The organism is Trinickia sp. (genome assembly GCF_051953405.1).
In the GTDB taxonomy this organism is placed as follows: Bacteria; Pseudomonadota; Gammaproteobacteria; order Burkholderiales; family Burkholderiaceae; genus Trinickia.
In genome coordinates, this window is record NZ_JBQCIV010000101.1 from 1 (window position 1) to 12,739 (window position 12,739).

Sequence of the window (12,739 nt, forward strand, 5' to 3'; positions counted from 1 at the left end):
TACGCAGAGGCCAATGCCAATTTCGGCCGCGTCACGCTCGAAGGGCGCAGGCCCGGCTTGACGCTCACGCGCGAAGGCCGTGCCGTGCCGATGCGCGAGTGGGCCGACGAACTCATGGCGCATATCGAGGCGGCCGCTCGCCCGAATACGTGACACGCTTCGGCCGGATCGTCGAGTAGAACTCGTTCTCGATCTGCAGCACGTTCGTGTTGATTTGCACCCAATCGCCGTCGCGATGCGTGCCGATCGCCTGGTACGGCGGGTACGGCTCGCTCACGGCACGCGCAAGCGCATCCAGATAGCCTGCGAGCGTGTCGTAGTTGGGCTGCAACGCTGCCTGCGCCGTGGTGTTCGAATAGCCGAGATCGCTCATGCGCAAGCTCGTCGCGTAGGGGCGATAGAGCGTGCTTTCGTCGAATCTTTCGAGCCCATGCGGGCGGCCGCGCAAGAACGCCTCGTCGAGCGCGGGCGATGCGCCGAACAGATACATCAGCAGCCAGCTCGTGCGGCGGAAATGGCGGATCAACGCCAGGTAGCAAGCCGATTGGAAATCGACGGCGCTCGCGTTGGTTGGACGCTGCGCGTGCAGCATGCGCCACGCCTCTTCGCTCAGCGAAAAGTTGTAGTGGATGCCGGCGATGCATTGCATCGTGCGCCCGTAGCGCAGCGCGAGGCCATGCCGGTAGACGTGCTTGAGCCGGCCGATGTTCGAGGTGCCGTATTCGGCGAGGGGGATGTCCTCGTCGGCCGGTAGCCGGCCCGGCATCGACTCGGTCCAGAGCAATTCGTCGCCCAGTTGCGAATAGACGAGGCGATGCAATTCGTCGAGGCGCGCGATGACCTGCTCGGGCGTCGCCACCGCCGGGGTGATCAGCTCGAGCAAGGCTTCGGAATAATCGGTCGTCAGCGACGGATGCGTCAGCGCCGAGCCCAGCGCGCGTGGATGCGGGGTCATCGCCAGCGTGCCGTCGGGGACGATGCGCAGGCTCTCCTTTTCGATGCCGCGCAAGCTCTGGGCGAGCACGCCCTGCGCGCTAGGTGCCGTCAACACCGACAAACGCTGCGCGAACGCTTCCGACTTGGATGGTGTTTGGATATCTGACATCGATGCCGATCGAGCGCCACAGCGCTTGTGCGCGGGCATATCGATCCAATGATTTTTGAGTAGCGGGCACTTTAACACCGCGCCGCGAACCTCGCTTGAACCCAATGTGGGCTTGGGAAAGCGCGTGTCTGGCTAGCCGCCGCGCTGGCCGAACGCGCGGTCGGCCACGTCGTTCCAAAGATGCATGGCCGCGTAGGCGCGGTACGGACGCCACTGCGCAATACGCGAACGCTGGGCGGGTGCGCGCGTCAGCGACGGATCGCGTTCGGCGATCGCTTGCATGAGGACGAGGTCGGTGGCGGGAAAGGCATCGACGTCGCGCCACGCGCGCATCGCAATGTATTCGACCGTCCAAGGGCCGATGCCCGGCAGCGCGAGCAGCGCTGCACGCGCGTCGGCCAATGCTGTCGCCGGCATGCGGGCCGCGTGGAAGTTGTCGATCGGCACGGCGCCCGAGGCGACGGCGCGGGCGAGACCTTGAAGCGCGGCGACGCGTTTGCCCGGCATGCCGATCTGCGCGAGATCGGCGTCGGCGAGGGCCGCCGGGGTCGGGAAGCGCCAGGCGGTGTCCGGATGGGGATGATCGTCGATGCGCGCGCCCGCCCGGACGACGAGCCGGCCGATCAGCGTCGTGGCGGCTTTGACGCTCACCTGCTGGCCGACGATGGCGCGCACCACGAGTTCGAAGGCCGACCACGCGCCCGGCAAGCGCAGGCCCGGTGCGGCTTTCACGAGCGGGGCGAGCCACGGATCGAGCGCCAGGTGCGCGCCGATCGCGGCGGGGTTCGCATCGACGTCGAACATCGTTGCGACGTGCGCCGCGAGCGCTTCGGCGTGACGGAGCGCATCGCCTTCGATCGTCGCGACGAGGCGGTGCTTGCGCGGGTGGCGCGCGACGCTGAGCGTCCCGCTCGCGCCATCCCACTCGATCGCGCGCCGGTAGCAGCCGTCGTCCACGGCTTCGACGCCGGGCGTCGCGCGGCCGGCAAAGAACCGCAGGATGCGGCCCCAGTCGTAGGGTGCCTTGAATGGCAGCTCGAAGCTCGTGGCCTTTCCGGTACTCAAGCGGCGTCGTCCAAGTCGTGGTGGGTGTCCGAATGCGCGCCGTGCACCCCTTGCTCGCGCGGCTCGTTGCGCGGGTGCGAATGCGGCGCGACGCCCTCGTGCCGCGACTCCGCGTCGAGCAGCGCGGCTTTGCGCGCGAGGCCCCACCGATAACCGGCCAGGGCCCCGCCTTTTTGTACGACGCGGTGGCAGGGAATGGCCAAGGCGACGGGGTTCGAGGCGCAGGCGCTCGCGACGGCACGCACCGCCCGCGGCGACCCGAGCGATTCGGCGATCTGCGTGTAGCTGCGGGTCTCGCCATAGGGTATCCGCCGCAAGGCGTCCCACACGCGTTGCCGGAATGCTGTGGTGCTCACGTCGAGCGGCAGGTCGAACGTTTCGCGCCGGCCGCGCAGGTAGGCGTCGATCTGCTCGACGAACGGCGCCAGGCGAGCCGCGTCTTCGACGAGATCGGCTTTGACGAACGCTTGGTGCAGCCCCTGAACGAGTTCGGCGCGCTCGTCGCCGAATGCGATGCGGCAGATGCCCCGATCGGTGGCCGCGACGAGCACCGGGCCGAGCGCCGTGGGTGCGCAGGCGAAATGTACGCGTAGCCCTTCGCCTTGCTTGCGGTAGGCGGATGGAGCCATGCCGAGTTCGCCGGCCACGCTGTCGTAGAGCCGCGACGGCGAGTTGAACCCCGCATCGAGCGCGGCGCGCGTCACCGCTTCGCCCCGCTGCAGCGCGTCGCGTAGCCGGGCCCCGCGACGCGCCGCCTGATACTCGCGCGGCGATACGCCGACGATCCGCTTGAACAGCCGCTGCAGATGAAAGGGACTGACGTGCACCGCCTCGCTCAACTGCGCCAGCGTGAGGCGCGCTTGCGGGTCGGCGTCCAGCGCGGCACACGCGCGTTCGACAATCGCCATGTCGCGCGGCAAGCCGTCCGGGCGGCAGCGCTTGCAGGGACGAAAGCCGGCCGCGCAGGCCGCCTCGACCGTGTCGTAGAACGCGACGTTTTCGCGACGCGGCAGACGCGAGGCGCACGAGGGGCGGCAAAACACGCCCGTCGTCGCGACGGCGTAAAAGAAGGCGCCGTCCGCCTGCGCATCGCGTCGGGTCACGGCGTCCCAGCGATCGCTATCTGTTCGGTAGGCGGTCATGATGTTCCTCGCAGTAGGCTTTCATGATGCCCACTGTATGCGTCCGCGCCCACTCGCGCGCGCGAAATGTTGCGGTCTCATTCCTTGGCCCGTCCGATCAAGATTCCGGTCTGTCCCTATCGACGATTTAGAGCCTTTTCTCTAATCGACCTTTGCCGTGTCCCGCCTGGATGGGACCGGTTTCGTCAAAGAGTGGGACGAGTCGTCATTTTCTGTCATCAAAAAGATATTGCATTGCACCATCGACGTGTGTATAGTGGGAACTGTCTCCTCCATGTCTCCTCCTGATATGGATTCAGCCCGCCTCATAGGCGGGCTTTTTTTTTGCTCCGGCGCCGGCCGGTACGTCAGCCGTTCCGCTTGCGGCGCTCGCTGCCCTACACTGCCCTCATCCTCATCCTCATCCACGCACCGCTCAAGCCCGCGCCCGCTCGGGCCGAGCCGTTCGACAAGGAGGCATCCACGATGAAGCCGACGATTCGCGAAATCGATCACGTCGTCATCCGCGCGGCCGATCCTTCAGCCTTGACGCGCTTTTACTGCGAAGCGCTCGGCTGCACGGTCGAGAAGGAACAGCCCGACATCGGGCTTATCCAACTGCGCGCCGGGCGCTCGATGATCGATCTGCTGGCCGTGGGGTCGTCGATCGACCGCGCGGACAGCGGCACGCCGGGTATCGGCCGCAACATGGATCACCTGTGTCTGCGCGTCGAGCACTACGACTCGAAGCAACTGATCGCCCATTTGACCGCGCATGGCGCACGGCTCGGCGCCGAGGGAAGACGGTACGGGGCCGACGGTTACGGCCAGTCGCTCTACGTATTCGACCCCGAGGGCAATATGGTCGAACTGAAAGGCCCACCCGAATCGGCACGCGCGACGGCGCTCTGATGCCGCGCTGATGTGCGTTGGTGGTGCCCGACGGCGCGTCGACGGCTCACTACGCGGCGCGCGCCTTGAGCACCGCCCACTGCAATTCGACCGGGTCCGCCCGCTCGCTGCTTAGCCATGCCGAGCCGTCTTGCACGGTGAATTGCAGGCGCATCGTGCGCTCGGCCAGGCGCGCGAGCGCTTCGCCGGCGCCCTCGGCGAGCGACCACACTTCCAGATTGCGCAACCGTTCCACCTTCCCGCGCAGGCCGTCCCACCAGATCTGCGAGGTGCGCCCGCCGTACGCGATGACGATCACATTCTCGGCGCGCCCGCTCGCCTTCGCCAGCCGGCGCTCGTCGGGCTGCCCAACTTCGATCCACGTTTGAATGGCGCCGGTCAGGTCCTTTTGCCACAGATCGGGTTCGTCGGTATCGGAGAGGCCCTTGGCCAGTTCCAGCCGTTCGCTGGCAAAAAATGCGAAGGCGGCAAGACGCACCATCATCCGCTCGTCGGTTTCGGACGGATGCCGTGCAACGGTCAGCGAATGATCGCCGTAGTAGTGCCGATCCATGTCTGCGATTTGGAGTTCGGCTTTATAGATCGTCGATTTGAGGGCCATGCGGCTTGAGGAACGCTCGTCGTTTGCGCGAATCGGTCGCGTATCGGTATCGGGTCGGGACGGCGAATACGCCGCGCAAGCGGCCGCCGTCGGCGCGTGATGATAGCGAAAAACGAACGGACCAACGACAAACGGCCCGGAATAGACCGGGCCGCCGTCGGGATGAATCGACGAACGAACGCGAAGGCAAACGCGCGTAGCACGCCATCCAATGCGTCGGGTCGAGACCGGCTAGCGGCCCGGTCGCCCCTGCAAAGACGCGCGGCGCGCAGCCGCTCGCGCGCTGTCGGCTATGCGTGCGTTATTGCTTGATGAATTCGGCGTGAGTCCAAAGTCCTTGCGTGTCTTCGTTGGCCGCGTTCACAAATTCCACGTCTCGGCCCACCACCCGCACGACGCGAAAATCGGCATGCTCGGGCGCCGAAAGGCATTGGAATCCCGAGAAGAATTCCTGCATCTTCTGCTGCTCGCCCGCTTGCGCATGCTGATAAGCCGAGTCGAGCTTATCCTTCGATAAGCAGCCGTAGGCATTAGCCTTGAATTGGAACGTTTGTTGAGGCTTCAGGACGTCGTCCTGCGCTTGTGCGAGCGTGGCCGCGGCGGTCAACCCCGCGAATACCAAAAGCATGGCGGCTTGCTTTTTCATAGACGTCTCCATGCGGGTTTTTACGTAGGTTAGCTATGTATTTAAAGGCAATTCAAAACCCGCAGGGTTTAGCCTAGAACATGCATGAAAAAGCTCAAGCACAACTTGTGTGCGTTTGCAAAAGCGACGGATTGTCGCACCGCATTCGGGGCCTTCCAACGATGCGTCTTGGCTGGCGCGGGAGCCTTGGGCGTCGGGCGCGCAGGCACCCCGTAAGGGATCGGTGCCGCTTCGCGTAAGGCGCCGCGAGGAGAACCTCGGCCGAGTCGCGAACGAATTAAGCTGATTAATAAAACCGGAAAGGAATTTGCCGCGCTGCACATAAAGAGGTTTTGAAGCACCGCTCGAAAACGGGAAATAACGGTTTAGCTACAGGACAAAAACAATGCCTGCCGTCGATCGGTGCGTCGCCGGTGCCGGCGATGGGCACGAACCGGCGCTGTCGAACACGCGTGGGCCGACGCGGTGATTTTCTTGGCGCCAGGGAAGCGCTCGCGCATTACGCCGACGAATGCGCGCGGCCCCACGAAAGTTTCCCGCTCGATCGTACGGGCGCCGCGGCATGCGCTTAGAATGAATCTCACGTTTCGAGCTGACGCCTTGCATTGGCGCGGGAGCCTCATCGTGATCGAACGAGTGATTCTGGGTGCGTTTCTCGTGCTGCCGCTGTTGATCGTGGCGTTTCTATTCTCCGACGAACTATGGCAGGAGCACGTGCGGCGGACCCATGCTCCGGGCACGCGCCGCCTAGACTGGCGGCATCCGTTGCGCAGCCTGCTGCATCGTCAATAAGCGCCAACCCGCCTTAGGTCCGCTTTAGCGGGAAGCAGACGATAGACGCGTCTGGGTAGCATCCGCGCGTCATTTGGCACCGTTTTGCGGCAGCGTTGTCGCGTCCTCCGGTGCCGTTCGGTTCGCGCGCTTTTCGCCTCTCGATCGTCCCTATTGGCCATCGCTTGACCTCGGCCGTGTCCCACTGTTCACGACGCATCGCGTCAGCCGACATCCCGAAGCGTCAAAGCGACGAGCGCGCGCCTGCAAAACCGCCCCTATTTTTGCCCTCCTATCCGCGCATTGATCTCGATCAAATTGATGGGGACGCGCCCGATTTAACGTGCCGGGTTCGGCCCGAATATTCGTCATACTTAAAAGAATTCGGTCTCGATCCGTTTCCAACTATCTCGTCATTAAAAACGTTTTCATCCGATAAAACACTTAAGGCCTTCTACTGATGTGCCGTTCACGGGCCTTGTATCCGACGCGCCTTCCGCAAGCGCCGGCGGACGAAGAAAGACGTCCTTTTATCTGAGGTCCAAGAGATGAACTTTACCCACATGAAGGTGGCGAGCCGGCTCGGAATCGGCTTTGCGCTAGTGTCTATTTTGCTTGTCCTCGTGACGGCATTCGCACTTGTGCGCCTATCCGAACTCGAATCGTCGATGGTCGATATCACCGACGTGAACGCCGTCGAAGCGAGCCTGGCCAATCGGCTCGACGAGTCGATTTCCAATCGCGCCCTGGCCCTGCGCAATCTGATTCTGCTGCAAGCGGATCAACAGGGCCAAGTACAAATCGAAACGCAGCGATTCGACGCCGAATCGGCCGCGTACGACGAAAGCCGCGAAAAGCTCGTCAAGATGTTCGCGCTGCCCGGCACGAGTGCGGAAGAAGTGCAGTTGCTGCAACAAATCGGCCAGCAAGGCGATTTGGCGGTGCCGCTCATGCTCAAGGCGAAGACGCTTGCGTTGTCGGGACAACGCGACGAGGCGTACCACCTGCTGCGTTTCGAGTTGCGTCCGATCCAGGCTAAGTGGTGGGGCTACGTGCGCAAGCTGCGCACGCTCGAGCACGACCAGAACGACGCATTGACTTCCGAAGCGAAGGCGTCGTATGCCACGAGCCGAATCGGTATTGTCGCGTTGGCCTTGGCGGCCTTGCTCGTCAGCGTCGTCGCGTCGTGGCTGATTACGCGCGGCATCATCAACCAGCTCGGCGGCGAGCCCGCCGAAGCGGCCGATGCCGCCGACCGCGTCGCCGCGGGAGATCTGACGACCGAAGTCTTGGTCAAGCGCGGCGACAGCGCGAGTCTCATGTGCGCGATGAAGACCATGCGCGAAAGCCTCATCGGCATCGTGAGCCAGGTTCACGTCAGCACGGGATCGATCGCTTCGGCCGCGGGCCAAATCGCGAGCGGCAATCTCGATTTGTCCTCGCGCACCGAAGAGCAGGCGGCGTCCCTCGAGCAGACGGCGGCATCGATGGAGGAACTCACCGCGACCGTCAAGCGCAACTCCGAACATGCGCGTCAAGCGAACGAACTCGCCGCATCGGCCTCGCACGTTTCGCTGCGCGCCGGCAACGTCGTCTCCGAGGTCGTGCAGACGATGGGGGCGATCAATCAAGCGTCGCAGAAGATCGTCGAGATCATCGGCGTCATCGACGGCATCGCCTTTCAGACGAACATCCTGGCCTTGAACGCGGCCGTGGAAGCGGCGCGCGCCGGCGAACAAGGGCGCGGATTCGCCGTGGTGGCCTCCGAGGTGCGGTCTCTCGCTCAGCGTTCCGCTACGGCCGCCAAGGAAATCAAGGCGTTGATCGGCGGCTCGGTCGAACAAGTCGAAGTGGGCAACCGCCTGGTCGACGAAGCCGGGACGACGATGAAGGAAGTGGTGGATAGCGTGAGATGCGTGACCTCGATCATGGGCGAGATCATGAACGCGAGCGAAGAGCAGGCGACCGGGATCGAGCAGATCAACCTGGCGCTCACGCAGATGGACCAGGTGACGCAGCAAAACGCCGCGCTCGTCGAAGAAGCGGCCGCAGCCGCCGAATCGATGCGCGAGCAGGCCAGCGCGCTCGTCCAAGCGGTCAGCGTGTTCAAGCTGGGCAAGGGGGCATCGGACGGTGCGGTGCGTATGCGGACGGCGCCGTCGTCGCCGCGGCTCGCCAGGCGGACCCATGCTGCGGCGCTCGCCTATGAGCCGGCGTGATACGAGCCGATTCGTGCAGCTTACGACGCAAACGTTTCATTCGCGAGCGTCGCAATTGCAGCGATTGGCAGCGATCGGCAGCGCCGCTCCCAACTGGTGGGAATTCCCCGCGCTTGAATGGGAATACGGCTGCGGTCGGCGGCGGGCGGCATCTAGAGTAATGGGCACATCTCGTTGGAGGTCGTTCCGATGAACGATAAAGGACCCGTGTGCGACACGCGGCGGCAAGCGTGCGGGCGCGACGCGCGAGAGGAACCGAGATATTTGCAGGAGCTGACTGTGCCCGCGAATATCTTCCGGCACAGCGGCGTCCTGTCCGACGATGCGCGAGCGCGGCAATTCGGACACCCGCCGGCGACGTTTTGGCTGACGGGGCTGAGCGGCGCCGGCAAATCGACGATCGCGTTCGAACTCGAGCACTGGCTCAGGCGCGAAATGCGTCCCTGCGTCGTGCTCGATGGCGACAACCTGCGTTGCGGGTTGAGCCGCGATCTCGGCTTCTCGGAGCGCGACCGCCGGGAAAACATCCGCCGCACCGCCGAAGTCGCGCGCATGATGAACGAAGTCGGCCTCGTGGTGATTACCTCGCTCGTCTCGCCGTTGCGCGAGGACCGAGCGGCGGCCCGTGCGATCGTCGGCGAGGCACGATTCGTGGAAGTGCATGTCAGCACGTCGCTGCACGTGTGCGAATCGCGCGATCCGAAAGGACTTTATCGGAAGGCCCGGCGCGGCGAGCTGCCGAACTTCACGGGCGTGGGCGCACCCTACGAGGCCCCGCTCGCCCCGGCCTTGACGATCGATACGTCGGCCGTGCAAAAGGATGGCGCTTGCGCGCTGCTCGTTGCCTATTTGGCGCGCCACGATTCCGAGCAAGGGGCAAACCGTGCTGTCTGACGCTTCGCCACGCGCAAGCGCCGCCTACGACGTGTTCAACGGCGACGCCGACGGACTGTGCGCGCTGCACCAACTGCGGCTTGCGCGCCCGCGCGATGCGCAACTGATCACCGGCGTCAAACGAGACGTTGCGTTGTTGCGGCGCGTGCCCTGCGAGGCCGATATCGACGTCACGGTGCTCGACGTGTCGCTCGACGCCAATGTCGAAGCGCTCATGCCTGTGCTCGATGCGGGCGCTCGCGTCGACTACTACGACCACCACAGCGCGCGCCGCGCGTTCCTGCATCCGCGCCTGCATCTCGAATGGGACGATTCGCCCCACGTTTGCACGAGCATGCTCGTCGATCGGACGCTCGGCGGACGCTATCGCCGGTGGGCGATCGTCGGTGCATTCGGCGATAACCTCGATGCGAGCGCGCACAGGCTTGCCGATCGGCAGGCCTTGTCCGAACGCGAGACGACGGCATTGCGCACGCTCGGATGCCTGCTGAACTACAACGCGTACGGCGAGACCATCGACGACCTGCGCATCCCGCCCGATGCGCTGTATCGCGCACTGGCCGCGTTCGTCGATCCGCTCGAATTCGTCGCGGCGTCGCCCTGCTACGCGCAGCTCGATCAGGGATACCGCGAAGACGTGGCGTACGCCGATGCGTTTCAACCGTATCGCCAACGGGACGAAGGCGCCGTCTACCTGCTGCCTGACGCACCCTGGGCGAGGCGCATGTCGGGCACGTTTGCGAACCGGTTGAGCGCACAACGGCGCGACATATCGTTCGCAGTCCTAAGCGAACGAACGGATGGCGCGTATTGCGTCAGCGTGCGCTCGGCGAGGCCCGAGGATCGTCCTGCCGACGTGCTGTGCGAGCGCTTCGAAGGCGGCGGGCGACGCGCCGCGGCCGGGGTCAACGCGTTGCCGGCCGCGCACGTCGACGCATTCGTCGACGCGTTCTTCACTTATTTGAGGCCTTAAAGGGCCGATCCACGATCACGCGCCGGCAGCGGCTGCGTCGTTCGTTCGACAACGAACAACACGAAGTTTGAAGCGAGAGTCCGATAGATGAACACCCAACATCAAGATCCCGCGCAGGCAGGCAAGCGGCCGCGTCCCGTTTTAATGATCCCGCTGCGCCGATGCGGCAGTCACGCATTGCGGCTGCGGCTGAATTTCAGTGCCGATTTCTATTCGCCCTATCCGCTGCATATCGTCGATTTCATGCCGATCGTGCCGCTCTACGGCAACCTCCAGGACGACCGCGCCTATTTCAGATTGGTTGGCGATGTCATTGGATTGCAAGCGGCCAGCATGGTGAAGTGGCCGGGGATCGTCTACGACCCTGTGGAGATATTCGAAGCGATTCGCCACGCACCGCGCAGCGTGCATCGCGTCGGCGGGGAATTGCTGCTGCGCGCAGCCGAGCAGCGCGGTGCGCGCGTGGTGATGGATAAGTCGCTCGACAGCGTTCACTATGCCGACGAATTGATGCGGCTCTTTCCGGACATGCTGTTCTTGAACGTCGTGCGCGATCCGCGCGCGCAGGTCGCCTCGATGAACAAGGCGATCATTCACGACTTCGATACGTTACTGAACACGCACACGTGGCTCGAAGCGCATCGCGCGGCCGATGCGGTCCTCGCCGACTATCCCGAGCGCACGCTCACCGTTCGCTACGAGGATTTTCTGGCCGACGAAGAGGCCTCGCTCCGACAGATTTGTGCGTTCCTCGACATCGAATTCCTGCCCGACATGCTGGACGTGTCGCGCTCCGAGGAGGTGCGGCAATTCTCGCGGCTGTCGGCACTGTGGTCGTCGAATTGTTTCGCCCCGATCGCCGCTCATGCCGACAAGTACAAGAAAGTGCTGTCGATAGACGACATCGCGCTGATCGAAACCCTGACGCACGATTATATGCAGCGATACGGCTACGAACGCTTGACCGACGCGAGCGCGTCGATCGCGACGGGTGCATTCGATGCGGCGCGTCTTGCGTCCGAGCACCGACGCGCGTTGGCCTGGCAAACGCTCGAACGAACGAATTTCCGCGACTACGCGCTCCGGCGCCAGCGCGCCGAGTACTTGGCCGCGGTCCGCGCTCGCATGGAGCAATGCGCGAACGCACGCGCCGCTCGGGGCGATGAGGCGCCCGCGCAGCTCGATGAGCTGACCGAGGCCTTCGAAGTGACGGACTGACCACCCTAAGCCTTGTTCCACATTGACCGGCGGCAAGCCGCTTAGCCGATGCAATGAACAACGAGACCCGCCGCATCGGCCGCTGCCCGCCATGGCGCGTCCGGCCGATGACGGACGGCCGTGCAACCTGAGAGATCACCTTCCATGTCGATCGCATTGATATTGCAGACGCAAATCGCGCTCGCCTCGTTATCGGGCTTATCGATCGGCTTCGCGCTCGGGCTCGTCGGCGGCGGCGCCGGCATGCTGTCGGTGCCGCTATTGCTGTATGTCGTGAAAGTCGACGATCCGCACGTCGCCATCGGCACGACCGCGGCCGCGATCGCCGCCACCGCCTCGATCAACCTCGTTTCCTATGCGCGGGCGGGCCTCGTGCGGTGGCGCACGAGCGTCGTTTTCGCGGCGGCCGGCATAGGCGGCGCGTTCGCCGGCTCGCGTTGGTCGCTGCACGTGGACGGCGGCGCCGTGATGCTGGTGCTCGCGGCGATCGTCGCGATCGTCGGCGCATGGATGCTGACGGGACGGCAAACGCAGCACGTTGCGGTGTCGGCGCAAGGCGCGACGGGGCGCAGCTTCGCAACGGCCGGCGCCGGGGTTGCCGTGGGCGGCGTGGCGGGCTTCTTCGGTATTAGCGGCGGTTTCCTGTCCGTGCCCGCGCTGCATTTCATCGCCCGGGTACCGATGCTCGAAGCCGTGGCGTCGTCGCTGCTGTCGGTGGTCGTGTTCGGCACGACGACAGCGATCAACTACGCCGCGGCGGGCAAGGTCGACTTGCGGCTGGCGCTGGCTTTGGTGGCCGGCGGCGTGCTGGGCGGCCATGCCGGTATGCGCGCGGCGAAAGCGATTGCATTGAAGGGGGGCGCCTTGCGGCGAATCTTCGCGACCTTACTCCTTGTGATCGCGGCCTATATCGCCTATCGAAGTATCGGCTAGACGGGCTTGCTGCCGCTCGACTCATCCACGTCTCATTCGCGCTTGTTTTACGTCCCGTATCGAATTTCAAAGAGAACCGAACGATCATGTCATCCCTTGTTGAGTCCGCCGGCGCGGACACGCTCTTCGAGGCGCTGCCTCGCATGGACCACCTCGACTGGCTAGAAGCCGAGTCGATCCACATCCTGCGCGAACTCGTGGCCGAGTGCGCCAAGCCGGCACTGCTGTTCTCGGGCGGCAAGGATTCGGTCGTGGTGCTGCACCTGGCGCTGAAGGCGTTC

11 protein-coding genes and 2 pseudogenes are annotated in these 12,739 nt (G+C 64.4%); 8 read left to right on the forward strand and 5 right to left on the reverse strand.

The features are described 5' to 3' along the window. Positions 1–130: 130 nt before the first annotated feature. From gshA to ada, 3 genes and pseudogenes are all read right to left on the reverse strand, one after another. Positions 131–1,105: pseudogene (gene gshA / locus ACTHN9_RS17220) on the reverse strand (glutamate--cysteine ligase); the annotation flags it as partial. 132 nt (positions 1,106–1,237) lie between these two features. Continuing rightward, positions 1,238–2,170, reverse strand: coding sequence for a DNA-3-methyladenine glycosylase family protein (locus ACTHN9_RS17225; protein WP_440537989.1), 933 nt, complete (start codon positions 2,168–2,170; stop codon positions 1,238–1,240). After that, entirely contained in the window at positions 2,167–3,312 is a 1,146-nt protein-coding gene (gene ada, locus ACTHN9_RS17230; protein ID WP_440537990.1) for a bifunctional DNA-binding transcriptional regulator/O6-methylguanine-DNA methyltransferase Ada, read from the reverse strand. Before ada ends, ACTHN9_RS17225 begins: the two co-directional genes overlap by 4 nt. A gap of 465 nt (positions 3,313–3,777) precedes the next feature. Between ada and ACTHN9_RS17235 the strand changes: the two genes are divergently transcribed. Next, entirely contained in the window at positions 3,778–4,203 is a 426-nt protein-coding gene (locus ACTHN9_RS17235) for a VOC family protein (RefSeq protein WP_440537991.1), read from the forward strand. Between the two features lie 49 nt (positions 4,204–4,252). Here ACTHN9_RS17235 and ACTHN9_RS17240 read toward each other — a convergent pair whose 3' ends face one another. Both ACTHN9_RS17240 and sap1 read right to left on the reverse strand, forming a co-directional pair. Further along, entirely contained in the window at positions 4,253–4,804 is a 552-nt protein-coding gene (locus tag ACTHN9_RS17240; protein ID WP_440537992.1) for a YaeQ family protein, read from the reverse strand. Positions 4,805–5,105: 301 nt separating this feature from the next. Then, a complete protein-coding gene (gene sap1, locus ACTHN9_RS17245; RefSeq protein ID WP_440537993.1) occupies positions 5,106–5,450 on the reverse strand; it encodes a surface attachment protein Sap1 in 345 nt (114 codons plus the stop codon). A 573-nt stretch (positions 5,451–6,023) separates the two neighbouring features. Here sap1 and ACTHN9_RS17250 point away from each other — a divergent pair. From ACTHN9_RS17250 to ACTHN9_RS17280, 7 genes and pseudogenes are all read left to right on the forward strand, one after another. Beyond that, complete coding sequence (locus ACTHN9_RS17250) at positions 6,024–6,242, forward strand: hypothetical protein (RefSeq protein WP_440537999.1); 219 nt, start codon at positions 6,024–6,026, stop codon at positions 6,240–6,242. A gap of 527 nt (positions 6,243–6,769) precedes the next feature. After that, on the forward strand, positions 6,770–8,440 hold the full coding sequence (locus ACTHN9_RS17255) for a methyl-accepting chemotaxis protein (RefSeq protein WP_440537994.1): 1,671 nt from the start codon (positions 6,770–6,772) through the stop codon (positions 8,438–8,440). Between the two features lie 189 nt (positions 8,441–8,629). Further along, positions 8,630–9,334, forward strand: coding sequence for an adenylyl-sulfate kinase (gene cysC / locus ACTHN9_RS17260; protein WP_440537995.1), 705 nt, complete (start codon positions 8,630–8,632; stop codon positions 9,332–9,334). Further along, positions 9,324–10,307, forward strand: a complete 984-nt coding sequence (locus tag ACTHN9_RS17265) for a DHH family phosphoesterase (RefSeq protein ID WP_440537996.1) — start codon at positions 9,324–9,326, stop codon at positions 10,305–10,307. The genes cysC and ACTHN9_RS17265 overlap by 11 nt, the downstream gene beginning before the upstream one ends. Before the next feature lie 87 nt (positions 10,308–10,394). Beyond that, complete coding sequence (locus tag ACTHN9_RS17270; protein WP_440537997.1) at positions 10,395–11,525, forward strand: sulfotransferase family protein; 1,131 nt, start codon at positions 10,395–10,397, stop codon at positions 11,523–11,525. Positions 11,526–11,669: 144 nt separating this feature from the next. Continuing rightward, the gene (locus tag ACTHN9_RS17275; RefSeq protein ID WP_440537998.1) at positions 11,670–12,458 is read left to right on the forward strand and encodes a sulfite exporter TauE/SafE family protein; all 789 of its coding nucleotides are present in this window, start codon (positions 11,670–11,672) and stop codon (positions 12,456–12,458) included. An 86-nt stretch (positions 12,459–12,544) separates the two neighbouring features. Next, positions 12,545–12,739 (forward strand): annotated as a pseudogene (locus tag ACTHN9_RS17280) (sulfate adenylyltransferase subunit CysD); the annotation flags it as partial.